The 24,615-nt window shown below is 73.7% G+C and carries 20 protein-coding genes and 2 pseudogenes; 8 read left to right on the top strand and 14 right to left on the bottom strand.

Translation table 11 applies throughout. From position 1 onward, the window contains the following. Nucleotides 1-3: 3 nt before the first annotated feature. Nucleotides 4-774, bottom strand: coding sequence for an SDR family NAD(P)-dependent oxidoreductase (locus OHU35_RS22235; RefSeq protein WP_405506558.1), 771 nt, complete (start codon nucleotides 772-774; stop codon nucleotides 4-6). A 171-nt stretch (nucleotides 775-945) separates the two neighbouring features. On the opposite strand from OHU35_RS22235, the gene OHU35_RS22230 reads away from it, so the two are divergent. Beyond that, a complete protein-coding gene (locus OHU35_RS22230) occupies nucleotides 946-1,566 on the top strand; it encodes a TetR/AcrR family transcriptional regulator (protein WP_189725570.1) in 621 nt (206 codons plus the stop codon). Nucleotides 1,567-1,584: 18 nt separating this feature from the next. Here OHU35_RS22230 and OHU35_RS22225 read toward each other — a convergent pair whose 3' ends face one another. From OHU35_RS22225 to OHU35_RS22200, 6 genes are read right to left on the bottom strand one after another with little or no spacing between them, the layout of a single operon-like run. Further along, nucleotides 1,585-3,108 (bottom strand): FAD-dependent monooxygenase, encoded by a 1,524-nt coding sequence (locus OHU35_RS22225; RefSeq protein WP_405506556.1) that lies wholly within the window; start codon nucleotides 3,106-3,108, stop codon nucleotides 1,585-1,587. After that, the gene (locus OHU35_RS22220) at nucleotides 3,036-4,085 is read right to left on the bottom strand and encodes a DUF6895 family protein (RefSeq protein WP_405506554.1); all 1,050 of its coding nucleotides are present in this window, start codon (nucleotides 4,083-4,085) and stop codon (nucleotides 3,036-3,038) included. The genes OHU35_RS22225 and OHU35_RS22220 overlap by 73 nt, the downstream gene beginning before the upstream one ends. Continuing rightward, the gene (gene adfB, locus OHU35_RS22215) at nucleotides 4,082-4,390 is read right to left on the bottom strand and encodes an actinodefensin-associated protein B (RefSeq protein ID WP_189725567.1); all 309 of its coding nucleotides are present in this window, start codon (nucleotides 4,388-4,390) and stop codon (nucleotides 4,082-4,084) included. Before adfB ends, OHU35_RS22220 begins: the two co-directional genes overlap by 4 nt. Further along, the gene (locus OHU35_RS22210) at nucleotides 4,383-6,332 is read right to left on the bottom strand and encodes an asparagine synthase-related protein (RefSeq protein WP_405506552.1); all 1,950 of its coding nucleotides are present in this window, start codon (nucleotides 6,330-6,332) and stop codon (nucleotides 4,383-4,385) included. The genes adfB and OHU35_RS22210 overlap by 8 nt, the downstream gene beginning before the upstream one ends. A gap of 1 nt (nucleotide 6,333) precedes the next feature. After that, entirely contained in the window at nucleotides 6,334-6,498 is a 165-nt protein-coding gene (locus OHU35_RS22205; protein ID WP_405506550.1) for a hypothetical protein, read from the bottom strand. 1 nt (nucleotide 6,499) lies between these two features. Next, on the bottom strand, nucleotides 6,500-7,048 hold the full coding sequence (locus OHU35_RS22200) for a lasso peptide biosynthesis protein (protein WP_405506549.1): 549 nt from the start codon (nucleotides 7,046-7,048) through the stop codon (nucleotides 6,500-6,502). 481 nt (nucleotides 7,049-7,529) lie between these two features. Here OHU35_RS22200 and OHU35_RS22195 point away from each other — a divergent pair, with 481 nt between their 5' ends. Genes OHU35_RS22195 through OHU35_RS22185 form a run of 3 tightly spaced genes read left to right on the top strand, consistent with a single transcriptional unit; the run spans nucleotide 7,530 to nucleotide 10,245 of the window. After that, nucleotides 7,530-8,417: a phytanoyl-CoA dioxygenase family protein gene (locus OHU35_RS22195; protein ID WP_189725563.1), complete on the top strand. Its 888-nt coding sequence runs from the start codon at nucleotides 7,530-7,532 to the stop codon at nucleotides 8,415-8,417. Further along, nucleotides 8,414-9,382 (top strand): ATP-binding cassette domain-containing protein, encoded by a 969-nt coding sequence (locus tag OHU35_RS22190; RefSeq protein WP_189725562.1) that lies wholly within the window; start codon nucleotides 8,414-8,416, stop codon nucleotides 9,380-9,382. Before OHU35_RS22195 ends, OHU35_RS22190 begins: the two co-directional genes overlap by 4 nt. After that, nucleotides 9,379-10,245 (top strand): ABC transporter permease, encoded by an 867-nt coding sequence (locus OHU35_RS22185; protein WP_229873062.1) that lies wholly within the window; start codon nucleotides 9,379-9,381, stop codon nucleotides 10,243-10,245. Before OHU35_RS22190 ends, OHU35_RS22185 begins: the two co-directional genes overlap by 4 nt. 51 nt (nucleotides 10,246-10,296) lie before the next feature. Here OHU35_RS22185 and OHU35_RS22180 read toward each other — a convergent pair. After that, nucleotides 10,297-13,044, bottom strand: a pseudogene (locus OHU35_RS22180) (AAA family ATPase); the annotation flags it as partial. 285 nt (nucleotides 13,045-13,329) lie between these two features. Between OHU35_RS22180 and OHU35_RS22175 the strand changes: the two are divergent. Beyond that, on the top strand, nucleotides 13,330-13,518 hold the full coding sequence (locus OHU35_RS22175) for a response regulator transcription factor (RefSeq protein WP_020271300.1): 189 nt from the start codon (nucleotides 13,330-13,332) through the stop codon (nucleotides 13,516-13,518). Nucleotides 13,519-13,576: 58 nt separating this feature from the next. Here the strand turns inward: OHU35_RS22175 and OHU35_RS22170 are convergent, their stop codons facing one another. The 3 genes and pseudogenes from OHU35_RS22170 to OHU35_RS22160 all read right to left on the bottom strand — a co-directional run. After that, entirely contained in the window at nucleotides 13,577-14,713 is a 1,137-nt protein-coding gene (locus OHU35_RS22170; protein WP_405506546.1) for a glycosyltransferase family 4 protein, read from the bottom strand. A gap of 6 nt (nucleotides 14,714-14,719) precedes the next feature. Continuing rightward, nucleotides 14,720-15,496 carry an FkbM family methyltransferase gene (locus OHU35_RS22165; protein ID WP_405509299.1) on the bottom strand — a complete coding sequence of 259 codons (777 nt, stop codon included), beginning with the start codon at nucleotides 15,494-15,496 and terminating at the stop codon, nucleotides 14,720-14,722. 9 nt (nucleotides 15,497-15,505) lie between these two features. After that, nucleotides 15,506-16,147: pseudogene (locus OHU35_RS22160) on the bottom strand (glycosyltransferase 87 family protein); the annotation flags it as partial. Nucleotides 16,148-17,371: 1,224 nt separating this feature from the next. On the opposite strand from OHU35_RS22160, the gene OHU35_RS22155 reads away from it, so the two are divergent. Both OHU35_RS22155 and OHU35_RS22150 read left to right on the top strand, forming a co-directional pair. Next, entirely contained in the window at nucleotides 17,372-18,613 is a 1,242-nt protein-coding gene (locus OHU35_RS22155; RefSeq protein ID WP_405506544.1) for a sensor histidine kinase, read from the top strand. Next, entirely contained in the window at nucleotides 18,610-19,287 is a 678-nt protein-coding gene (locus tag OHU35_RS22150; RefSeq protein ID WP_405506542.1) for a response regulator, read from the top strand. Before OHU35_RS22155 ends, OHU35_RS22150 begins: the two co-directional genes overlap by 4 nt. A 32-nt stretch (nucleotides 19,288-19,319) precedes the next feature. Here the strand turns inward: OHU35_RS22150 and OHU35_RS22145 are convergent, their stop codons facing one another. Next, nucleotides 19,320-20,186 (bottom strand): LLM class flavin-dependent oxidoreductase, encoded by an 867-nt coding sequence (locus OHU35_RS22145; protein ID WP_405506540.1) that lies wholly within the window; start codon nucleotides 20,184-20,186, stop codon nucleotides 19,320-19,322. A 73-nt stretch (nucleotides 20,187-20,259) separates the two neighbouring features. Next, on the bottom strand, nucleotides 20,260-21,348 hold the full coding sequence (locus OHU35_RS22140; RefSeq protein WP_405506539.1) for a nuclear transport factor 2 family protein: 1,089 nt from the start codon (nucleotides 21,346-21,348) through the stop codon (nucleotides 20,260-20,262). Nucleotides 21,349-21,497: 149 nt separating this feature from the next. Here OHU35_RS22140 and sigJ point away from each other — a divergent pair, with 149 nt between their 5' ends. Continuing rightward, the gene (gene sigJ, locus OHU35_RS22135) at nucleotides 21,498-22,520 is read left to right on the top strand and encodes an RNA polymerase sigma factor SigJ (protein ID WP_189725554.1); all 1,023 of its coding nucleotides are present in this window, start codon (nucleotides 21,498-21,500) and stop codon (nucleotides 22,518-22,520) included. On the opposite strand, the gene OHU35_RS22130 is transcribed toward sigJ, so the two are convergent. Next, nucleotides 22,517-24,568 (bottom strand): glycoside hydrolase, encoded by a 2,052-nt coding sequence (locus OHU35_RS22130; protein WP_189725553.1) that lies wholly within the window; start codon nucleotides 24,566-24,568, stop codon nucleotides 22,517-22,519. The two genes, sigJ and OHU35_RS22130, sit on opposite strands and share 4 nt — an antisense overlap. Between the last annotated feature and the right edge of the window lie 47 nt (nucleotides 24,569-24,615).

Here is a 24,615-nt window from a genome sequence, read left to right as displayed (position 1 = left end):
GGGTCAGACGGCGGCCCAGGCGTTGTCCACCGGCAGGATGACGCCGTTGACGCCGCTCGCCGCGTCGGAGGCGAGATAGACGATGGCGGCGGCCTGCTCCTCCGGTGCGCAGATGCGGCCCATGTTGACGAAGTGCCTGCCGATGACGGACGGTCCGTGGGCCTCCCGGTCGATGTGGACATCGGCCGTGATGTCGGTGGCCGTGCCGCCCGGGGCTATGGCGTTGGTGCGGATGCCCTGGTCCCGGTACATCACCGCGAGGGACCGGGTGAGGCCGAGGACCCCGTGCTTGGAGACGGTGTACGCCGTGCCCGCCGCGCTGCCGCACAGCGACGCCTCGGACGCGGTGTTGACGATGGCGCCGCCGCCCGCGGCGATCATGTGCGGCAGGGCGGCCCGGCTCAGCAGGAACGGCGCGGTGAGATTGATCCGCAGCATCCGCTCCCACTCGGCGTCGGTGACGTCCGCCGTGGCGGACATGCTGTCCATGACGCCCGCGTTGTTGACCAGGACGTCGATGCCGCCGAAGGTGCCGACCGCGGCGGCCACGACCGCGTCGGCCACCGCGCCGTCGCTCAGGTCGCCCGTAACGGCGACGGCCGTCCCGCCCGCGGACTCGATGGCTTCGACGACGCCCTTGGCGCCCTCCTCGTTCAGGTCGGCGACCACGACCTTCGCTCCCTCCTCGGCGAACCGCAGGGCGGTGGCGCGGCCGATGCCGGAGGCGGCTCCGGTGACGATGACGCTCTTGCCCGACAGACCCGTGGCTCCCATGGCGCTCCTCTGCTCGTCGCGTCGCGCGGCGCGATGTGGTGTGGCGTCAGGCACGGTACTGGTTTTTGTCTCAGTGCGACATAAAGACGCGAAGTGCCAACAGGTCGTTTCACGCCAGTCAGACGTGAAGCGACGTAAAATAGAGTGAGCACGGCAAGTCGAGGAGGGCGCATGGCCGGACGAGCAGGTGGGGCCACGGGGCGGCCACCGCTGACGGAGCGGCGGCGCGCCGAGACGCGTATGGAGATCGCCGAGGAAGCGGTCCGGCTCTTCGCCGCCAAGGGCGTGGCGGCGGTGACCGCGGAGGACATCGCCTCCGCGTCGGGGGTGTCGACGCGCACGCTGTGGCGGTACTTCCGCTCCAAGGAGGAGTGCGTACGCCCCCTGCTCACCACGGGTCTCGAGCTGCTGACGGAGCATCTGCGGGAAGACCGGGGCGAGCACGGCTCACTCGCCGAGGCGATCCTGAGCGTCCGGTACGACGACGACGCCACACCCCGTCTGCGGACCCTGGGCGACCTGCTGCTGCTGTGCCGTGACGATCCGGGGCTGCGGGCGGTGTGGCTGGAGGCGCACTACGACGCGGAGGCGACGTTCGCCGCGATGATCGCCGAGCGCACGGGCCGGCCCGTCGGCGATCTGGCGGTCCGGGTGGAGGCGGGCGTGCTGAACACCGCGATGCGCATCGCGGTGGAGGACTGGGCGCTGCGGTCCGACCCGGCGGCCGGGCCGTCCCTGGCGGAGACCGTCAGGCGCGCGTTGCGGATGGTCGACGCCGTCGAGCAGCGATGACATCGCGCGTCAGGCCGCTCAGGCGTCGGCCCGCGGCTCCCCGAACCAGCGGTGGAGCGCGCTGACGAGGGTGGTCTCCGGAGCTGCCTCGGGGGTCCAGGCGACATAGCCGTCGGGGCGTACGAGCAGCGGAGTGGGCACGTCCGGTGAGACCCGCTCGGCGGTCAGCACGGCGACGCGGTCGCGCCATGCCCCGGCCTGTGACGCGAGTTCGGTCTGGCCGGCGGTGTGGACCAGGACCGCCCGGCCCTCCTGCTGGAGCGTGGCCAGGCGGACCGTGCCGCCGCCGTCCCGCCGCGGGCGTTCCAGGAGGAGATCGGGACAGGCGCGGCCGAGGAGGCCGGCCGGCTCGGATGCCCCGGCGCCCATTTGATGGACCACGTCCTTCATGGCGTAGACGTCGTGCAGGCGCTGCTTGACCGCGGGGTCGGTCATCAGCTCCTTGAAGAACAGCTCGTAGGGGGCCGTGTTGTCCGGGCCCGGATGCAGCAGCCTGGTGGCCGCCTCCGAGTTGCGCAGCACCCGGGCGGCGACCGGCCTGCGCTCGCTCTCGTAGCTGTCGAGCAGACCCTCGGGGGCGTCGCCGCGTACGGTGGCGGCGAGTTTCCAGCCGAGGTTGACGGCGTCCTGGAGGCCGAGGTTGAGGCCCTGCCCGCCGAACGGCGGATGGACGTGGGCGGCATCGCCGGCGAGCAGGACCCGGCCCCGGCGGTAGCGGTCGGCCAGCCGGCAGGTGCCGGTGAACCGGGCGAGGGAGACCGGGTCGCGCAGGGTGACCTGGACGCCGCTGGTGCGGCGCAGACTGGCCTCTACGTCGTCCAGGGTGACCTCGCTGTGGCGGTCGACCGGCGGGGTGTCGAACTCGACGCTGACGATCCGGCTGGGGCCGTGCGCGTAGGCGGCGATGCCCCGGGGAGTGCGGCGCCAGGTCCGCTCCAGGGCGCCCTCGGGCTCGACGGTCACCACGGCCTGATAGCCCGTCACACTCGGGCCGCCCCCGGGGAATCCGATGCCGAGGGCCTTGCGGACGGCGCTGCGCCCGCCGTCGCAGCCGACGAGGTGGGCGGCACGGAAGGTGTGCTCGGTGCCCTGGCCGTCGGTGGCGGTGACGGTGACGAGGCCGGTCGACGCATCGCTCAGGCCGGTCACGGCCAGACCTCGCCGCACCCTGCCGCCGAGCCCCGCCAAGTGGTCGTACAGCACCTCTTCGAGGATCCCGGCGCGGACCGGGAGCATCTCGGGCGCCCGGCCGTCCTCGTCACGTTCGGTGCGGTAGGCCGGTTCGGCCTCCGCCGTCGCCTTCATCAACTGGTCCAGGACACCGCGCCGGTCCAGGGCCTGGATGCTGCGCGCGGTGATGCCCGGGGCGCGCAGCCGCCGGTCGAAGTCCGCGGCCCGCTCCAGGACGAGCACGCCGACCCCCGCGACGGCCAGCTCACAGGCCAGCATCAGGCCCACCGGACCGGCTCCTACGACGATGACGTCCGCGTCAGGGGCGGTCGTTGCCGGGACGGAGGCTGCTGGGAGGGAGGCTTCGGGCATGGTGAGGGGTCTCCTTGCGTCTCTGGCCTCTCTGGCGGCCGTGTCGTCTCTGTCACCTCTGTCGTCCCTGTCGGCTCTCGTGTTCCCGGCACCGACAGGGACTGGAGCAGCAGATCGGCCAGGGTCGCGTGATAGCAGGACCGGAAGAGCGCGGGATCGTCCGGCGCGGGCCGGTCCCGGGCCAGCCGGCGCGCGGCGGCCTCGTCCAGCGGTGTGCCGCCGTGGCAGTGGACGGCCAGCGTCTCGCGCCGGGCCGCCCACTCCTCCTCGGCCGCCGGGGACCCGGCGCCGACACCGCGCAGCGCGATGTGCGTCTCGATCAGCAGGTCCCAGCGGCCGGCCCGCTCGGCGAGGCCGCGCAGCCGGTGCAGCAGCGCGGCGATCCGGTCCCGTTCGGCGGCGGACAGGGCGGGTGCCGTGCCGCCCATGTCGGTGGCGTAGAACACCGCGTGGGTGACGCGGTAGGCGTCCCGGGTGAGGTCCTTCTCCGTCCGGGCCCGGCCCAGGACCGCCGTACGGCACAGCCCGGCCCAGTCCTGGCCCGAGCGCAGCAGGCCGGCCGCCTCCAGGGCGTGCAGGACGCCCGGTGAGCCGGGACGCACCCCGGCGCGGGCCCGCTCGCGCAGGACGTGCTCGCACTCCTCCACGACGTGGCCGGCGGCCCGGAGCCAGAGATACGGCTGCATGAGGTAGAGCGCGTCGGCCGGTTCGGCGGTCGCCGCCCGGGCCGCGAGTCCGCCGGCGCAGGCCTCGACGAGGAAGGCTCGCCAGCCGTCCAGCTCACGGACGTCCGGGCCGAGCCGTCCTGCCAGCCAGTGGTGGGCGAGGGCGAGTTCGCTCAGCGGCTTGAGGCGGTCGCGCGGCGCGGCCGGGTCCGACGGCGGCAGGAACGCGGGCAGCCGGTCGCCGACCCAGGCCAGGGCGCGGGTCAGCGGCTCGGGAAGCGTCCCCGGGCGGGTCGCCGGACCGGAGGTCACGCGCGCTCCCCCGCGGCTTTCCCGGCAGCCACCCGGTGCACCATGCCGCTCGACTCCAGCCGGTCGAGCAGCTGCCGGCGGAGCCGCTCCGCCGTCTCCTCGTCACCGTCGGGCAGCAGCGGGGCGTACGGGTTGGGGGTCCCGGGGTCGAGCGCGGTCCGCAGGACGTGACTGGCGCGGCGGGACAGCCGGTGCACGGTGAACCGTCTGGTGTCCAGCAGCACTCCGCAGAAGGGGAGTTCCCGGAACACGATGTGCTCTGCGAGCCTGACGGTGGCGCCCGCCGCGGTTTCCGGTTCACGCATCGTCCAGTCCTTCCAGCCAGCGCTCGATGACGCAGAGTCGGGCGATCTCCTCCCCGTTGCGGTGCACCCGGGCGGGCGTCAGACCGTCGACGAAGGTCCGGCTCAGCACGCCCGTGCGGCACAGCAGCGAGTCGGGGGTGAGCAGCGCACGGCACGCCTCGACGTTCTGGTTGACGAACATCGCGGAGATCGAGTCGATCCGGGCCTGCTGCATGCGGTGGCCGATCCCGGCGGGCACCGCACGGTCGGCGTAGGCGAGCCGCAGCGCGAACTTGTCGACGGTGAGGCCGTGTCCGAAGCCGATGCGGTGCCGGGCGGGCAGGGCGAGGGCGTACTCCACGACGTCCCGGTCCGCGAAGGGCGTGCTGATCAGCCGGTGTTTGGGCAGGGCGTAGTTGATCCAGGCCGCCTGGAGGTTGGCGGTGCTCAGGGACTGGCCGAGCATGAACAGCGAGGTGATGCCCTGCGGCAGCCGGCGGCGGGACCAGCCGCCGCGCTCCATCGTGGAGTGGAGGCTGTCGCGGGCCCGGTCGGCGGCCTCGCGCAGGGCGAGGGTGACGCGGGCGCCGGCGTCCTCCGTGAAGCCGACGGGGTGCACGATGGCATCGCGGTCCGGCAGCGCGGTGGTGGGGTCGCCGCTGAGCAGGCGGTAGAGGTACCGGGCCGTGGCCAGTGCCTTGCCACCCGGCCGTCCGGTGCCCTGCCCGGCTGTCGCCGGGGCGCCGCCCGCGAACGACGTCTTCGCCGCCGCCGCGAGCGTCTGCCAGACCGGTTCGCCCGCCACCCGGGGGTCGAGGATCGCCGGGCCGGCCACGGAGAACAGGCCGCGTTGCAGGTCGTGGGCGAGGATCTGGTCCGCGAGCAGCCCGGACAGCACGAACCGGGCGCCGGCCGCCTCGGCGAGGTCCACGGCGGCCGCGATGCCCCGCAGCGGCACATGGGTCTGCGGCAGCGCGCCGGTGGCCGGGATGTCGATGTAGTCGCCGCCGGCCCGGGTGTGCTTGGACATGTCGTACGGCATCCAGGACAGCCCGCAGGCGCGGGCCACCGACTCCGCCGCCTCCCGGTCGGAGTCGAACCCCGGGAAGCCCTCCAGGGTGAAGTGCAGTCCCATGGCCCGGCCCGGTCCGGAGCCGATCTCGTGGGCGACGGCGGCCGAGTCGATGCCGCCGCTGAGCATCAGGACCGCGTCCGGCTCGTGCGCGAGCATCCGGCCGCAGGCCCGGGCCAGGCGCTCGCGCAGCCCGTCGGCGGCCTCGTCGATGGTGCGGGGCGGGTTCTCGTGCGGGCGGAACTCGTCGAAGGTCTCGACCCGGGGCCGCCGGCCGGACTCCAGCACCAGCGCGCTGCCGGGCGGCAGTCTGCGGACGCCGGTGAACCAGGAGCGGTCGTCGGGCATGCCGCGCTCGGCGATGAGCATGGGCAGGACGTCGGTGTCGACGTCGGACAGCCGGGGCGGTCGGTCGCCCAGCAGCCGTGCCGGGTCGGCGGCCCACAGCAGGCTCTCGCCGTCCTGGGTCCAGAACAGCGGGGTGAGGGCGTTCACCGCCCGGTACAGCGTCAGCCGCCCTCCGTCGGGGGCCACATGGGCGAGCACGAAGTCGCCGCGCAGCCGGCGAACCGCCTCGGCGCCGCGCAGATCGAGCAGGCGCTGCAGCCCGGTGAGGGCGGCCCCTGGCTCACGGCCGCTGTCGAGGAGCAGGAACTCGGGCAGAGCGGACAGGTCGAGCCACCCGGTGAACTGAATCCGCCCGGCCCGCTCCACCCGGGCACCGTCCAGCGCGGCACCGTTCTCGTAGACCGGGCCTTGAGACAGCGAAGGGCCTGCTCCGGCGGCCCGAGGGGAAGCCGTGCCCGTGGCGTCGTAGGCCGTGGGCGTGTCCAGGAGCGCGCCGCCCGGGGTATGGGCCCGGCCCGCCATGCCGAAAGCGGTGAGCTGCATGTCAGGCCTCCTTCCGGGGGTGGACCGGGCCCCGTGACAGCCAGGAACCGGCTCCCGCGGCCCGAGGGGAAGCCGTGCCCGTGGCGTCGTAGGCCGTGGGCGTGTCCAGGAGCGCGCCGCCCGGGGTGTGGGCCCGGCCCGCCATGCCGAAAGCGGTGAGCTGCATGTCAGGCCTCCTGTGGGTAGCGGAGCAACTCGACGTAGCCGAGGGGGCGTTCCCCGCCGCGGCCGACCAGGGGGAGGTCGCCGAGGGCGGGCCAGGCGTGCAGTTCCTCGCTGCCGTCCGAGTGCTCGATGACGGGGTAGCCGATGACGACCTCGGCGTCGAAGCCCAGTCCGCGCAGGGCCGCGCAGACGCCGAGCGACTCGTGCAGACACAGATGGGCGCCCGCGACCGTGCGGGCGAGGCCCTGGATCTGCCAGGCGGCCGCGCGGGCGCAGAAGGCGGTCGCCTCGTCCCGCAGGGCGCGCCGCGGCCGGCGCGGATCGACCGGGGGCAGCAGCGGAAGGGCGGCGGCCAGCCCGCCGGTGCGGAAGGCGCGGCCGACGCGCAGGTAGTCCGCGACCGCCCGGGGCAGCTCACGGCCGCGCACCGGGACCTCCGCGGGCACCCGTACGTCGGCGAGGGCGGAACGGACCAGGCGGCGCCGCAGCTCGCGCGGGGTCTCGCGGGGAGATCCGGCGGCCGGCCGGAGAGCTGATGGGGCGGGAGACACGTTCTCCTCTTTCCTGCTCGAAGAACTGCTTTTCCTGCACGGGGCGAAATGCCGGGCAAGGCGCCGGGCGTGGCCCTCCCGAAGGAAAGCCACGCCCGGGTGTGTCACCGGGAGGGAATCAATTCCGCTCCCCGGAGGACAAGGACACTCACGGAGTCCAGTCGCCGTCGAACGTGTCGTCGGTCGGGCCGCTCCAGCCCATGGTGACCTCGTCCAGCTCGCCGACGAACTCGAAGTCGTCGACCGCGATCTCGATCTTCTCCATCTGGCACCTCCTAGATATGTGGGTGAACCCATCCGGTCCGAACCCCTGGGGGCTCGTCCCATGGCCATAACTCTGGCCCACGGCGAACGGCGGCACCATTCCGACGAATCACCGAGTTGTTTTCCCCTGCTGCATTTCCCGCAGGGGAAATCACCTACAGCTGAATACACGTCACCGCGGTTACGGTGAGCCATATAGAGCGGCCAGGAGGCGGATATGCGTATCACGGACGAGTACCTGGAAAAATTCCAGCGCGACGGCTATGTCCTGGTGGACGGATTCCTCGACGGCGAGGACCTCGAAAAGGCGCGTGCGGCGACCCTGCGCTATTTCCCGGAGAGTTCCGAGCGGCTGCGCGCACCGGAGCGGTACGCCTCCCTGAGGAGGTCGGCGGGATTCCCGTACGAGCCGGTCGAGCTCAGCCATCTGTCGCTGCACCCGGAGCTGATCGCGTTCGCGGAGCGGGTCACCGGCACCCGGGACGTCCGGCTGGGCGACTCGATCCTGCAGGCCAAGTACGGCAGCCGGATCGCGCCGGCCAACGACCAGCGGCTGCACAACGAGGCCTGGGGGCGCAACACCCTCGTACCGCCCCGCGGGGACGGCGTGTTCCAGCGCGTCGTCGCGCTCGTCTACCTCTCGGACGTCACCGAGGACCTCGGGCCCACCTGTGTGGTGCCCAGGAAGCACACGGCCGGCGTGCCCCTGCTGTCCTCGGGATACTCCGCCTACAGCCGGGACGAGTACCCGTGGCTGTACGAGCTCGAGGAGCCGGTGCCCGCGCGGGCCGGCTCGGTGCTGCTGCTGGCGGGGACGACCGTGCACCGCTGCTCCGCGCTGCGGGACGCGACCGGTCACCGCTTCGCCCTCCATCTCACCTTCCACGCCGCCGACTCGGTCTGGCTGGACAAGCAGACCTGGGTGGGCTCCCCCGCCTCGGCGAACGGCCCGGCCGCGACCCGGTTCGTCGTCGAGGCCTCCCCGCGCCAGCGGGAACTGCTGGGCTTCCCGCCGGCCGGCTCGCCCTACTGGAACCGGGAGACCGTGGCCGGACTGGCGGAGCTGTACCCGGGCATGGACGTCACGCCGTACTCCGCCGCATGACGGCGCCCATGATCGAGGCCCGCCGGGTCGGGCGGACGTTCGGCCGGGTACGGGCCCTGGACGACGTCAGCCTCACGGTCGGCGCCGGCTCCGTACTGGGGCTGCTGGGCCACAACGGGGCGGGCAAGACGACCCTGGTCGACATCCTCACCACCGTGCTGCCGCCCACCTCGGGCTCCGCCACGGTGGCCGGGCACGACGTGGTCGGGCAGGGGCATCAGGTGCGCCGCCGGATCGGGCTGACCGGGCAGTTCGCCGCCGTCGACGACCGGCTGACCGGGTACGCGAACCTGCTGCTGGTGGCCCGGCTGCTGGGGGCGAGCCCACGGCAGGCGGCGCGGCGCAGCGAGGAACTCCTCGCCCTGTTCGGTCTGGAGCACGCGGCCCGGCGTCCGGCCCGGACGTACTCGGGCGGTATGCGGCGCCGCCTGGACCTGGCGATCGGCCTGGTCGGGCGGCCCGATGTGCTGTTCCTTGACGAGCCGACCACCGGACTCGACCCGGAGAGCCGCATGCGGCTGTGGGAGATCGTCGAGCGACTGGCGGCGGACGGGGTGGCCGTGCTGCTGACGACGCAGTACCTGGAGGAGGCCGACCGGCTCGCCGACACCATCGTGCTGCTCGACTCCGGCACGGTCGCCGCGACGGGCACGGCCCGTGAACTCAAGGCCCGGGTGGGCACGCTCACCGTGCAGCTGTCCTTCGCCGGGCCCGGGGAGCGGGCCGCCGCGACGGACGCGCTGCGCCGCTCGGGCCTGCGGCCGGGCCCGGGCACGGACGACACGGGCGTCGGCGTGCCCGTGGAGTCGTCCGCCGAGGTCCCGGCGGTGGTCCGGGCCCTGGACCGGGCCGGTGTCGTGGTGACCGGTCTCGACTTGAGCTCGCCGACCCTCGACGACGTGTATCTCGCCCTCACCCGGAGCGGGCAGCGCGCCCCGGCCGCGGCGGGGAAGGAGCAGCGATGACGGCTCCGGCAGACGGCAGGGCCACGCCGGTCACCGTCCCGGACGGCCCGGCGGTCCGGGGCGGCACCCGGGAGAGCTGGCAGGGCAGCGGCCGGGTCACCCAGGTTCTCGTCCTGACCCGGCGCGCCCTGTGGTCCCAGTTCGCGGACCGCCGGGTGCTGGTGATCAAACTCGTCCAGCCGCTGCTCCTGCTGGTGGTGCTCGGTCAGCTCTTCGGCAGCATGGTCGATCCCGGGCTGCTGCCGAGCGGAGTGCCGTACATGGAGTTCCTGCTGCCGGCGCTGCTGGTGACGAGCGGCATCGGCTCGGCCGCGGCATCGGGCGCGATCCTCAGCCGGGACATGGAGAACGGCATGACGGCCCGGCTGCGTTCGCTGCCCATCGCCCTGTCCTCGGTGCTCTTCGCCCGCTGCTGCGCCGATGTGGCGCGCTGCTGCGTCCAGATGGTCATCATGGTGGTCTGCGCCTGGGCGCTGTTCGGCTACAGCCCGCCCGGGGGCGTCCCGGGCACGGCCGCCGCCCTGGCGCTGGCGGCGTTCGTGATCTGGGCACTGACGTGGGTCTTCCTCGCGCTGAGCTGCTGGCTGCGCAGCCTGGACGCCATGCAGAGCATCGCCGGTGTGGCCACCTTTCCCCTGATGTTCGGTTCAAGCGCATTCGCCCCGGTGGACGGCATGCCCTTCTGGCTCCAGCTGATCGCCCGTGCCAACCCGCTCAGTTACGCCGTCGACGCCGCGCGCGGTCTGTGCCTGGGGACGCCGGACGCGGCCGGGCTGCTGGGCGCGCTGGCGGCGAGCACCGGCGTCGCGGCGGTCGGGATCCTGCTGGCCGTGCGCGGTTTCCGCCGTCCGCTGGTGGGCTGACGCACCGTCGGGCCGCCCCGCCGAGCGGGCCAGGGCCGGGGCCAGTTCACGGCGGGAGCGGACCCCGAGCTTGCGGTACACATGGCTCAGGTGCCACTCGACGGTCTTGACGGAGACGTACAGGCCCCGCGCGATCTCCCGGTTGGACAGCCCGGTGCTCGCCAGCTCCGCCACCCGCCGCTCGCTGGGGGTCAGCCGGTCGTTCCCGCCGCGCTCGCCCCGCGAGCCGAGGACCCGCAGCTCCGTGTCGGCCAGGTCCGCCAGGACGGCCGCGCCGCGCTCCCGGGCGATCTCCCGCCCCCGGCACAGGGACCGCCGGGCCGCGGCGCGCTGTCCCGACCGGCGCTCGGCCGAGCCCAACTGCACGAGCGCCGCCGCCAGTTCCAGCGGCTGCTCCGCAGACTGCAGCAGCGTCACGGCCCGCTGGAGTTCCTCCACGCCCCGGCTGCCGCCGCGCAGGGCCCCGTTCACCCGGTGGGCCAGCGCCAGCGGCACCGCCGCGCCGAACTCCTGGGCCGTCTCCGTCTCCAGCCGCAGCACGGGTGCCGCCTCGTCCTCGCGGCCCGCCACGATCAGCGCCAGGGCGACGTGGTGCCACCCGCCGGTCACCCGCAGGCCCAGCCGCCCGTCCGAGGTCAGCCGGCGGGCGTGCCGCCACACCTCCAGCGCCTCGTCGAGACGCCCCGATTCGGCGCAGAGCCGGGCCCGGGCCTCCAGGGTCGGGCTGAAGAGCAGATGGCCGGGCAGCTTCCCCGGCGGCACACCGTCGCGCAGGACCCGCTCCGCTGCCTCCGTCTCGCCCCGGTCCAGCAGGACATGGCCCAGCACGGACGACGCCACCGCCACGCCCATGCCGGGCGGCCAGCCCCGGGCCCGTAACGCCAGCACCGCGCGGGCCTGGCGCTCCGCCTCGTCCAGCCGCCCCAGGCCGTACGACAGCATGGCGTGCAGCGCCACGGAGTCCGGCTGGTGTTCGGCGGCGCGGAGGTCGGTGCTGTGGGGCAGGGTGTCCAGGAGCAGCCCGCGCGCCTCGGAGAGCCGGCCGGTGGCGGCCAGGACACAGACGACGAGGTGGACGGAGGGCAGCCCGGTCAGCCCGTCGACGGGGAACTGGGTGATCCGCAGCATGCTGCCGACCTGCCGCACGAGAGTGCTCGCGGTGGCCCCGTTGTCCCGGTCGACGACCAGGCGCAGCGCCCGCAGCAGGGTGGCGTCCGGCCCGGCCGCGCTGCGCGCGGGGTAGCGCGAGTGGACGAGGGCACGGGCACCGGCCCGGGTCTCCACCTGCCCCAGGGACAGCAGCGCGGTGACGGCGTCGAGCCGGGTGCGCAGCCGCTCGTCCCCGCCGGGCAGCGCGGCCGCCAGCTCGCCGAGCAGGGACAGCGCGGCCGGATGCCGGTGCTCCCTGGCCAGGGCGTGCGCGTAGTGCAGGCCGGTGGCCACCCGGGTCGCGGGGGAGGGCGCCTTCTCCAGGGCCTGGCGCAGATACGCGAGCGCCTCGGGGCTGCCGGCGGCCAGCGCCGCGGCCCCGAGTTCGGCGAGCAGGTCGTACTCCCGGGTGGCGGGGGCCTGTTCGCGCAGGGCGCGCCGCAGCAGCAGGACCGACCGGTCCGCACGGCCCTCCGTCACGGCCTGCCGTGCGGCGCCGCGCAGGACGGACTCGGCCCACGGGTCGCCCGCGGGCGGGGTGTGCAGCAGATGCTCACCGACCGCGGGCAGGGGGGCGTTGCGGGCCGCGAGGGCCCGGGCGGCGGCGCCGTGGGCGCGCTCCCGCACCGCCTGTGGGGTCAGGGCCAGCACGGCGGTCCGCAGCAGGGGCTGGGCGAGCCTGAGGTGCTCCTCGTCCCGCAGCAGCCCGGCGGCGACGGCTTCCGCGGCGGCTGTGTGGGCCGCGTCCGGCGGCAGGTCGGCGGCCCGGGCCGCCTCGTCGACGGTGGCTCCGCTGTCGCCGAACACCGCCAGGGCCTCGGCCAGTCGCGCCGCCTCCCGGCTCAGGCCCGCCAGCCGCAGCCGGGTCCGCCGTACGACCCCGCGCGGCAGCGTCGTACGGAGCCGGCCGAGGTGGGCCGGGTCCGGTTCGATGCCGTCGCCGGCGGCCTCGGCGCACAGCTCGCGCAGCAACAGCGGGTTGCCGCCCGTCAGTTCGTGGCACACCGTGGCGAACCGCTCGCGCGGCGGCTCCGGCCAGTGCCCGCGCACCACGGTCTCGGTCCCCGCCGGGGTCAGCGGCGCCAGCCACAGCGAGGCGGTGGGCGCCAGCCGGGCGAGCAGGTCCGCCGCCCGTGCGGCCGGGCCGTCGGTGTGCGGTGCGGTCATGGCGACGGCCAGCAGCACGGGCCGGTCGTCCAGACGGTTGGCCAGGTGGGTCAGGAACCGCAGGGACGGCTCGTCGGCCCACTGCAGGTCGTCGACCACCAGGGCGAGCGGTGACCGGGCGGCGAGCCGCAGCGTGAGCCGGTGGAGCTCCCGGACCAGGGCGTCCACCTCGGCCTCCGTCGGTCTCCCGGCCGGTTCGAGCAGGGCCCGTACCCGCTCGGCCGTTCTGCCCCCGGGCGGCTCCTCCTCCAGCAGCGCCTCGAAGAGCTGGAGGCAGACCCCGTAGGGCACTTGGCGTTCCTCGGTGCTGCCGCGCGCGGTGAGGACGAGCAGCCCGGCGCCGCGCGCGCTCTCCCGTACGACGCCGAGGACGGCGGACCGGCCGGAGCCCGGGTCGCCTTCGACGAGCAGTGCCCGTCCGCGCCCCGCCGACACGTCCGCGAGGGCGTCCTCGATCCGTTCCGCTTCTCGTTCTCTCTCCACAAGGACGGTCCCACCACTTTGCACACGCTCCCCCGTTCCGAACAGAACAATTCTTGATCATTTCGTGTACGCGCGCCGACGAAAAGACCCTGGGATCGCCACAAAACGGTCCCCCGCTGCCCGGGTCCCCCGGGGATGCCTCCGGCGCGCAACGGCCGAACACACGTCAGGATCTTGTGCGGCCGCAAGTTCGCATCGCCTGTCACCCCCACGACATCGGAGAGGCAGAACACGTTGAGCACGCCAGCTACGCAGCACGGTGGAGCCGTTGGGCACAAAGACGCCATGCGGCTCAGCAGACGTCAGGCCGAGATCGTCGCCCTCATAGCCGAGGGCTACTCCGGAAAGGAGATCGCCCGCATCCTCCGGATGTCGCCCAAGACCGTGGAATCCCACATGCAACGTCTCTTCGACCGCTACGGCGTCCGCTCCCGCGCGGCCATCGTCGCCAAGTGGCTGACGAACTGCGCGTAAGGACGACCGGCTTCGGCGGGGCGGGCCCTGTGCCCGGCCCGTCGGCCACGTCCCGGCCTCAGGCCACCCCCAGCAGGGACGTCAGGTGCTCGTGGGCGCCGTCCCACCCCCATTGCTCCCGCACCCATTCCCGGCCCTTGCGGCCCATGTCCCGGGCCAGTTCCGGATCGCCCAGCAGCAGCGTGAGCCGGTCGGCGAGTGCCCGCACGTCGCGGCCGTCGGCCAGGAAGCCGGTCTCCCCGTCCCGGACCGTGTCCGGCGCCCCGCCCGAGTCGCCGACGACGACCGGCAGTCCGGCCGCCGCCGCCTCCAGGAACACGATCCCGAGACCCTCCACCTCCATGCCCGCCCGGCGGGTCCGGCACGGCATGGCGAACACCTGCGCGGCGGCGTAGAACCCGGGCATGTCCTCGTGCGGGTGGCCCCCCGCGAAGACCACCGCCCCGGCCAGTCCCTCCTCGGCGGCCAGCCGGTGCAGGGCGCGTGCGTGCGGGCCGTCCCCGACCAGCAGCAGCATCGCGTCGGGCACGCTGCGGCGCACCAGGCGTAGCGCCCGTATGAGCGTGTCCTGCCCCTTGCGCGGGACGAGCCGCGCCGCGCACAGCACGACCGGCCGGTCGCCCAGTCCGTACCGTTCCCGCACCCGGGCCGCCGCGGCCCCGGAGCCCTGGAAGACCTCGGCGTCGACGCCCGGCGCCAGCCGCCGCATGCGCGCCGCGGCCTCCGGCCCGACGGCGGCGGCGATCCGGGCCCGGGTGTAGGAACCGAGGTACGTGACGCTGTCCACCCCGGCGCCGACGCGGCGCAGCAGCGCGCGGGCGCCGGGCGTGCGCGCCCACCACACCTCGTGCCCGTGCGTGGTGGCGACCAGCCGCTCGACGTCCGTACGGCGGCGCAGTTCGCCGGCCATCAGCCCGAGCGGGGCGGCGGCCCCGAACCAGACGCTGTCGCAGTCGAACCGGCGGGCCAGCTCCGCCGCCCTGGCGGTCACCCGCCGGGTCGGCAGCAGCATGTGGGTGGGGTCGCGCACCACGGGGAACGGCAGCCGGGCGTCGTAGGCCCGGTCCCCCGGCGTGCTGGAGGCGTAGACGGCGACCCGGTCGGGCGGGAAGCGGACCGTCATGGCGTGGACGAAGGTCTCTATGCCGCCCTGGCGGGGCGGGAAGTCGTTGGTGACGACGAGCGTGCGCGGCATGATCGGTCAGTCCTCCAGCGGCTTCACGGTGAACAGGTAGTTGCGGTGCGCCCCGGTGACCCGGTCCACGGGACGCCACCGGCCGTCCCGCCACAGGAACATCGAGTAGCCCGCGTCCCGCAGCTCCCCGACGAGCCGCCCGGCCCGCGCCCCGTACTTGGCCAGGTGCCGTTCCTCGATCTCCAGCAGCAGTGTGGGCCGGTCCCGCAGCAGCGTCCCGGCCGCCCCGGCCAGCACCAGCGGCTCCGCGCCCTCGACGTCCGCCTTGACGAAGTCGACGCGCGGCAGCCCGGCCGCCGCGACGACCTCGTCCACGGTGCCGACCCGCACGACGGGCCGGCGTTCGCCCGCGAACTCCGCGTTGGGCCCGAGCCCTTGAGCTCCGTCGGTGAGGAACGCCCGCCCGTGGACGGGCAGTCCGCGGCGGTACGGCAGGCTCATCACCGCCGCGTCCCGGGGCCGGTCGCCGAGGGCCATCCGGTGCGCGTGGGCCCGCCCGCTGCACAGCAGCCGCACCCCCGCGCCGAGCACGCGGTACGGCCCGGGCAGCGGCTCGAAGCCGTGCACGCATCCCTTGGGCCCGGCCACATACGACAGCGCGTACGTGTACACCCCGTACTCGGCCCCGATGTCGAGGCAGACGTCCCCGTCCTCCACCACCTGCCGCAGCCCGTCGACCTCGTCCTCCACGAAGGAGAAGCGGCGGCTGAGCGCGCACAGCGCGGAGTACGTCCAGCGCAGGGGACGCCCGGTCTCCCGGGACGGGGCGAGTCGCGTGGGCATGGCAGCTCCTGGCCGGGCCGGACTGCGGCCGGCCGGCACGAGCCGGAACCAGCCGAGCAGCACCAGCGGGTAGACGACGTATCCGAAGCGGGTGGCGGGGATCAGGCACATGGCGATCCCGAGGCCCAGCGCGAGCCGGTCGGCGGCGGCGACGGTGCTGCGCGGCGGGCGCGTCACGAGGGACACCGCCAGGGCGAGCGCGCTCAGCGCCAGCGCCGCCACCGCGAGGGCGAAGCCCCCCGGCACGTACGTCGCCAGAAGGTAGCCCGGCAACGGGCTGGTCGCCGGGGACCCGGTGGCCCCCTCGCCGAGCGGGAAGAGCAGCACGTGCTCGGCGAACGCCCCCGGGTCGGCGAGCGCGACCGGCAGCACGGCCAGTACGGCGAGTCCGACGGCCGTGGCACCGGCCCGTACGGCGGCCCGGCGGCCGGCGGTCACGGCGAGCAGCGCGAGCCCGACGGGCAGCAGCGGCCAGGCGGTCCACTTCAGCGCTGCGGCGGCGCCCAGCGCGAGCCCGGCGGCGACGGGCCCGCCCCGGCCCGCCAGGGCGAGCGCGAGACACATCAGGGCGATGACCGGGAGATCGACCCCGCCGACGGCGAGGGGGAGGGCGACGGCGGGGGTCGCGGCGAGCCAGAGGAGAGACCGCAAGGGGCCACGCCGAGCCGACCGGTCGCCCGCGGACGGCTCGGCCGCGGACAGTTCGCCCGCGGACAGCGGGACGGTGCCGCGCCGAGTCGGTCGGTCGCCCGCGGACAGCTCACCTGCGGACAGCGGGACAGTGCCGCGCCGGGTCGATCGGTCGCCCGCGGACAGCAAGGCGGAGACCCGCCGGGACGGCTGGTCGCCCGAGGACAGCAAGGCGGAAACCCGCCGGGACGGCTGGTCGCCCGACGACAGCAGGGCGGTGCCGCGCCGGAACGTCCGGGCGCCCGCCCACCACGGGAGGGAGCCGGACCGGGTCGATCGGTCGCCCGCGGACAGCAAGGCGGAGACCCGCCGGGACGGCTGGTCGCCCGAGGACAGCAGGGCGATGCCGCGCCGGAACGACCGGGAGCCCGCCCACCATGGGAGGGAGCCGGGCCGGGACGGCCGGGACCCCCCGCACAACAGCGCCGCGAGTCCCATCGCCCCGAGCGACACCAGCGCGAACCAGAGCCTGGCGTCCGCGAGCGGGACGTCACCGAGGACGGCACGGGGCAGCCCGAAGAGGGCCATGCCGGGCAAGTACGGGTTGTAGTCGGGCAGTTCGGCCGGGTCGGATACGTACGGGGTGCCGGAGTCCAGCAGCAGCGCGCCGGACCGCTCGACGACCGTGACCTCCATCTGCCGGGCCCCGTCGGCGACCAGGAACACCAGCGGCACCAGCACCGACCCGACGGCGGCCACCGCCGCGCTCGCCCGGCCCCAGGGCCGGGCGGAGAAGTGGGCGACGAGCGCGGCGAGTCCGTATCCGGCGGCGGCGCAGGCGCCCCACACCTGGTGCGGGGTGAGGGTCGTACGCAGACAGAGCAGCAGCGCGAACACCGCGCAGCCGGTCCAGCAGAGCGTCTCCCAGGGGCGGCGGGCCGTACGGCGCCGGGGCCGCGGGAGGGAGACGGGGAGGGCGGCCGCCGGACGCACCGGCGGGGCGGTCCCCACGGCTACCGCCGAGGGCGCCAGCGACTCGAACAGCCCTCTCGAAGCGCCCCGCATCCCGCTCCCCCTGTCCCCTGCCTGCCGGTGTCGGTCCACTGCCGGCAAGTCTTCGCAAGAGGGGGTCGAGAAGCGTCACACCGGATTCCGATCCTGGGCGTCAACCCGTGGTACTCGTCCGGCGCCCGGGTCAACCCGTACGGTGACGCGAGCCGGAGGGCCCTGGCCGACAATGTGGGGATGCGTCAGAAGCCGTCCCTGCGCCCCACCGCCTGGCCGCGCTCCCCCCGCTACCCGTACGTCACCGGCGTCCTGCTGATCCTCCTGGCCGCGGCCGAGGTCCTGCACGCGCGCATCACCTCGACGACGGTGCTGGCGACCCTGCCCTTCGTGGTGCTCCCGCTGCTGTGGCGGCAGCGCGAACCCCGGCTCGGACTCCTGGTGGTACCGGCGGCGCTGCTGAACTTCCTCTTCCGGCCCGAGCTGCTGATGGCGGTGGCGGTGGCCGGGGTCATGGGCCTCTACACCCTCGCGCGCCATCGCGTCCTGCATCCGGCGCTGCTCAGCGCCGCCGCGATCACGGGCTCGCTCCTCGTCAACGCGGGCCATGTGGCGACGGGCGTGTACGACCTCGGCGGCCGGTCGCCCGCCCTGGGCGCCGACGGCTCGCTGTCGTACTTCACGGAGTCGTTCGTCCTGGCCGTGGGCGTGGTGGCGACGGTCGGCATCGCGGACGCCTTCCGCAGCCGGGAGGAGTCCCGGCAGGCGCGGGAGACGGCCCAGCGGGAGCTGATCGCCATGGAGCGCAGGCATGCCGCCGCCCAGGAACGAGCTGCCATAGCACGGGAGTTGCACGACATCGTGGCGCACTCGGTGTCGGTGATCGCGGTCCAGGCGGAGAGCGCCACGTACACCACGCCCGGCCTGTCGCCGCCCGCGCGCGACGGCTTCCAGCAGATCGCCTCGTCCGCCCGCTCGGCCCTGACCGAACTGCGCCAGCTCCTCAGCGTGCTGCACGCGGACGCCGGGGCCGAGGACCCGGCACCGGTGCTGCCGCAGCCCACGCTCGACTCCCTGGAGGACCTGCTGGAGGCCCACCGGTCGGGCGGCGGCCAGGTCACCCTGCGCACCGAGGGCACCCGGCCCCCGGTGCTCCCGCCCTCCCTCGAACTCACGGCCTACCGCATCGTCCAGGAGGCCCTGACCAACGCCCGCCGCCACGCGAGGGGCGCCGCGGTCGACATACTCCTCACCTATGAGGAGGACGAGCTGCGGGTCCGTATCGCCGACGAAGGCCCGGGCCCTCTGAAGGGCCAACTCGACTCGGGCGGGCATGGGTTGAGCGGTATGCGGGAGCGTGCGACGCTACTCGGCGGACGTCTGACCTGCGGGCCGGCCGGCCCCGGGGGCGGCTTCCTCGTCGAGGCCGGACTCCCGGTGCGGGCGGGCGCGAAGAGCTTCGCGGAGGGTGTGTACGAGTGACGGCGGGGGAACCGATCCGCGCGATCGTGGCCGACGACCAGGCAGTCGTGAGAACCGGCTTCGTGAACCTGCTGTCCACCCAGGACGACATCGACGTCGTCGGCGAGGCGGAGGACGGCGAACAGGCCGTCGCCCTCGCGCTGGCCCACCGGCCCGACGTGGCACTGCTGGACATCAGGATGCCCAGGCTGGACGGCATCCAGGCCGCGCGCACGATCCTCCAGGAGACCGAGGGCGCCACGAAGGCGCTGATGCTCACCACCTTCGACCTCGACCAGTACGTCTTCGACGCGCTCGCGGCCGGCGCCAGCGGCTTCCTCCTCAAGGACGCCACCTTCCCCGAACTCCTGCACGCCGTCCGGGTGGTGGCCGCGGGGGACGCCATGCTGGCCCCCGGCATCACCCGCCGCCTCATCGCCGAGTTCGCCCCCCGCCGCCCGGTCACCGCCCCCAAGCCCCTCCTGGACCGCCTCACCGCCCGCGAGGTCGAGGTCCTCCTCCTGATCGCCCAGGGCCACTCCAACGCGGACATCGCCGACCGCCTCACCATCACCGACCACACGGTCAAGACCCACATCAACCGCCTCTTCACCAAGCTGGAGGTCCGCGACCGGGCGCAGGCGGTGATCGTGGCGTACGAGGCGGGACTGGTGACGCCGGGGGAGGCCGGGTGAGGGCCTGACCCGAGCGGGACAACGCCAGGTGACTACAGGACCGGCGGGCCCTGCTCGACGCGGCGCAGCACCGGTGCGAGTCGGTCGATGGCCTCGCTGGTCTGGAGCTGCCGCTCGTCCCACCAGGTGGCTCCCGCGTCGGCGAGCGGGCCGATGAGATCACGTGCCCGGGCCGGGTCGCCGCCCGGCGTGGCACCGCCGAGGACGATCTCGAAGGGAGTGCCGGACCGGTCGGCGCGCTGTTCGCGGAGGTAGGCGACCAGGTCGCGGACCTGGTCGACAGCCGGCACATGGCCGTGCCGGGCGTCGTGGAACAGGGGGACCGCTCCGTCCCAGCGGGCGGCCCGGCGCATGGGCGGACGGTTCGGCCAGAAGCCGGCGACCCACACCGGCGGCCGAGGCCGCTGCACCGTGCCGGGCAGCAACGTCACGTCCCGTACCCGGTAGTGCCGCCCGTCGTGGTTCACCGGCTCGCCCGACCAGTAACGCCGCAGCAGGTTCAGGCCCTCGTCCAGCCGCTCGGCCAGCACCTTCGGGTCCGTGGTGTCACCAAAGCTCGCGTACTCGTCCTCGATGGGCCCGCCCAGCCCCGCGGCGAAGGTGACCCGGCCCCCGCTCACGGCGTCCAGCGTCGCCACCTGCCGGGCAAGCTGCTGCGGGCGCCGCCGGGCGACCGGGGTGACCAGCGTGCCCAGCCTGATCCGGGAAGTCGCCAGCGCGGCGGCAGTCAGGAGCATCCAGGGGTCCCCGAAGGGCCTGCCCTCGTGCCGGCGATGCAGCACGTGGTCCCAGACGAACAGCCCGTCCCACCCCGCCTGTTCCGCGGCCACGGCGACCTTCGCCACGGTCCGGGGGTCGGCGAAGTCACCGAAGTTCGGAAGGTTGACCGAGAAACGCATCCCCGCATCCTGCTGCACGGCACGGGAGCGGGCAATGGATCAACCGGCCATGTCGAGCGGGCCCCGGGCCGGGTCAGTAGCCGATGGCCTCCCGGAGGAGCAGGACGGTGCCGCGCCCCGGGTGGGGCTCCGCGTTGAGGATGAGGAGGCGGTTGACGGCGCTGGGCCTGCCGTACACCTGCTGGGCGCGGGTGTTCTCCAGGGGGAGGGCGTGCTCCTCGACGCGGCGCAGGGCTGTGCTCAGGTCGGGCACCACCTTCTGGGCGCCGACGATCCAGACCGCGTGGGCGGCGCCGCCGGCGTTGGCGGGGAGCTGGCTGCCGCTGCCCGAGGCGAGAACGAGCGAGCCGGTCTCGGTGACCGCGGCGACGCTGTTGACGACGAATTCGGGCCCGGCGACCAGCTTTCGGATCTCGTCGGCGCCGGTGGCACGGTCGATGGCCCGGACGCGCGGCCTGATGGCGTCGTAGCGGCCGCCGGTGTTGATGTCGTCGTCGATGCCGGACAGCCGGAGGGTCTCGCTGGCTCCGGTGAGCACACTGGCGCCCTCGGGGACCAGGTCCTTGACGCGGGCGCGGGCGGCCGCGGCGTCGTCGAGGATCTCGGCGGCGAAGCCGCCCGCCCGCAGCGCGGCGGCTGCCCGCTCCAGTCGTTCGGCCGACGCCGGGTCGGCGAAGGACGGGGCCGGAGCCGGGGTGGCCGTGGCCTCTGCCGGGCCGGTCCCCGCCCGGGGCGCCGTGCCCGCCAGCGGGGAGGTGTCGAGGTATCTGACCTCGTACACCCGCTCGGCGAACCTCCAGCCCTCCACGGTGCGCTGGTAGCGGTCGTGGTAGACGGCGTAGTTCAGACCCTGGCGTTCGTCGAGGGTGCGCGCGAGTTCCTGGATGTAAGCGCGGCCGGTCGCGGTGTCGCCGTCGAGCACGATCGTGCCGGGGTGTGTGGTCTGTACGAAGAAGTCCCACTGGCTCTGCAGCCGCTCGCCCCCGGCACGGATCTCCTCGCGGCCGACCAGCTCGACGGGGATGTTGGGCATGCGCAGGGCACCGTCCGGTGTGAACAGCGCCGCCATGCGGGGCCGGTCGCGCATCATCGCCGCGTCGGTGAACTCGCCGCGCAGTGCCTCGATCTCGACGCGGTCCGCGATGGCCTGGAAGTCGTTCATGGAAGTCGCCTCTCGGTCCTGTTGTCGTCCTCACCGTTACGACAGGACAGCCCCCCGGAATGTGAGGCGGCGCGTCGGCCTCACATTTCGCGGGGCTGTCTTGTCGTAACGGGTAAGCGCGGAAAACGAGTGAGGGAGACGGCCGGACCATGACCACCAGAGCCGAGCCCGGCGACATTCAGAGCGATCAGGGCGATCCCGGCCTCAGCGCGATCATGAGCGAGCGGCGCCGGCTGATCAACCTCGGCTATCGGCTCCTCGGGTCCCTCGCCGACGCCGAGGACGTCGTGCAGGAGACCTACGCCCGCTGGTACGCCCTGTCCGCACGGGAGCAGCAGGCCATCGAGTCGCCCGGCGCCTGGCTGACGACGGTCGCCGGCCGCATCTGCCTGAACCTGCTCGGCTCGGCACGGGCCAGGCGGGAGACGTACGTGGGCGACTGGATCCCGGAACCGCTGCCCGAGCCCACGGAGTGGATCACCGGGCGCTCCGGCCCCGGCGGGACCGACCCGGCCGACCGGATCACCCTCGACGAGTCGGTGACGATGGCCTTCCTGGTCGTCCTCGACGCGATGACCCCGGCCGAGCGCGTCGCGTTCGTCCTGCACGACGTCTTCCGCTACCCCTTCGGCGAGGTCGCCGGGATCGTCGGCCGCACTCCGGCGGCGTGCCGCCAACTCGCCTCGTCCGCCCGCCGTCGCATCCGCACCGCGCGGTCCCCGGCGGGCCCGAGTGCCGGGCAGGCAGGCATCGTCCGGCAGTTCAGAACGGCGTGGGAGGCCAAGGACATCGACGCCCTGATCGGCCTGCTCGACCCCGACGCCACCGCGACCGCCGACGGCGGCGGGCTGGCCGTCACCCACCTGCACCCGCTCGTGGGCAGTGAGCGGATCGCCCGTGCCTACGCCGAGATCGCCCGGCTGTCGGGCGACCGCACCACGTTCCGGGAATGCACGGTCAACGGTCTGCCCGGCTTGGTGGCGTGGCAGGACGGCACCGTCGCGACCGTGTTCGCGTTCGAGATCGCGGGTGACCGGATCAGGCGTATCTGGGCCGTACGAAACCCCGAGAAGCTCCGCCCCTGGCGGCACAACGCCCCCGACCCGGCCGTCACCATGCGGCAACGGCGGGCGGGGGCGTCGCGGGAAGGCGTACGACGGACGAAGAGCTAGTGGCCCGTCACATCCGTCAGCTTCCACCGCTGGTTGGCCCCGGAGTTCGGCTGCCACACGCCGACGGACGCGCCGTCGCTGGTGGACTGGCCGGAGACGTCCGGGAGTTGACCCGTGGCGGCGTTGACGAGGGTCCACGTGCCGTCGCCGGTCGACGACATGATCCACTCGGTGGCCTTGTCGCGGCGGCCCTCGTCCGGCTCGGCGACCAGCTTGCCGTCGCGGATGGCCAGACGCTTGTCAGCGGACGTCTCGGTGAAGACGTACCGCTTGCGGTTGTCGCTCCCGCGGATCTGCTCCAGCTTCCACTCCTGACCGCTCGGGTCGGACGCGTTCGCGCTCCGGATGACCAGGCCCGTGCCGTTGTCGGCGATCGTGAGGTCCTTGCCGCTCTGGGCGCCGGTCAGACGGTAGGTGTGGCCCTTCCGAAGCTCCGCCGCGTCCTTGGCGGTACCGGAGACACCCTTGACGAGGAAGGACGTCACGGACTGGGCGGGCACGGTGAGCGTGGCCTGCTTGCCGTTGACGCGGACGGCCTTCTGCTTGTCGAGCTTGCCGTCGGCGCTGGTCACCACGGGTGTGACGGTGGCGCGGGAGGAGACCCGGCCGAACTTGGAGAGGTCGAGGGTGACCTCACGGGCCTCGGTCGTGCTGTTGACGTGGACGACCGTCGCCGCGTCGCCCTTGCGGGAGACCGCCGCCGTGCTGGACGTGTCGTTCGTCTTGATCAGCCGGTCGCCGGGCTTGATGTAGTGCGTGAAGTTGCGGGCCGTGTCGAACTTGGTGTTCGTGTAGACCGGGCAGGACTCCAGCGTGTCCTTCGAGGTGCAGCTGAACGGGAGCTGGATCTCTCCCCAGTTGCCGCCCTTCGCGGACTCGCCGCCCGGCTTCATGTTGTCGTAGTCCTCGACGGGCTGCCAGAACACCCAGGCCTTGGGCTCCAGTTCACGCAGATCGTCGACCATGCGCTGGGCGAGGCCCAGCCCGGGCCGCATGTCCGTGAAGCTCTGGCCGTCGCCCCAGTCGCCCTCGACCTCGCTCATCCACAACGGCTTGTCGGCGGCCTTGGCCAGGTCGCGGACGGTGGTGCGCTGCCCGGTGCCGTAGGTGTGGACGTTCATCTGGTCGACGAGGTCACGCACCTCCTGGGGGTACGAGTTCCAGTTGGTGGCGAAGGTGCCCGGGTTGGTCTCGTCCATCGCCGAGATCTTCGCGTCCGACTTGGACTTCTGCAGCACCGGACCCAGCGCCCGCAGCACCTTCTGCTGCATCTCGGGGCCGATGTGGGCGCCCTCCTGACGGCCGCCGGTCGGCTCCCCGTCCGGGCCCAGCTTGGTGCCCCAGTAGTCGGTGTTCGGCTCGTTGAAGGCGTCGAGCGTGTCGACCTTGATGCCGTGCGCCTTCTCCAGCCGCTCGGTCGCGCCCACCAGGTACTTGGCGAAGTCCTCCACGGACTCCGGCTTGAGCTGGTCCTTGCCCGCGTCGAAGTTGCCGGAGACGTAGCCGCTCTCGGTCATGAACCACGGCGGGGAGTTGCTGAAGGTCTCCCAGTGGGTGATGTCCTTCTTGATGCGGTCGACCCACCAGCGCTGCGTCTTGTCGGCGTTCTTGTTCCAGTCGCCGGAGTCCTCGGCGTCCCACCAGTCGACGTCCTCGCGGGTCGTGCCCGCCGGCGCCTTCCACCAGCCCTCGACGGCCCCGCCGGCCCGCAGGTAGTCCTTGACGTCCGGGGCGTTGCCGCCGCCGATGTTGTAGCGGGCGATGTTCAGCGCGAGTCCGTCGTCGCCGAAGAGGAGCTTGTAGAGCTTCTCGCGTATCGCGGGCGGGTAGTCGCCGGTGGCGTTGGCGAACCAGACGAGGCTGGTGCCCCAGCCCTCGAACTTCTCCCCCGAGTAGGAGGGGTCGGGCCGGACGGTGACCCCGGCCGCCTGGACGGTGGTCTCGGCGTGCGCGGCGGGCAGGGTGGTCGTGGCCAGGACGGTTCCGGTCGCCAGGGCGGTGACGCCGATGGCGCCGAGGAGCCTTCTCTTACGGGTGCGGTGTGCCATCTCGAGTACTCCAGGGCTCTGGTGCGGTGTGGCGCCTTCTCGTACGT

Origin of the sequence: Streptomyces purpurascens, assembly GCF_045040895.1 — a bacterium.
In the GTDB taxonomy this organism is placed as follows: Bacteria; Actinomycetota; Actinomycetes; order Streptomycetales; family Streptomycetaceae; genus Streptomyces; species Streptomyces purpurascens.
The sequence above is the reverse complement of the archived record's forward strand: the minus strand, read 5'-3'. Positions and strand labels throughout refer to the sequence as shown.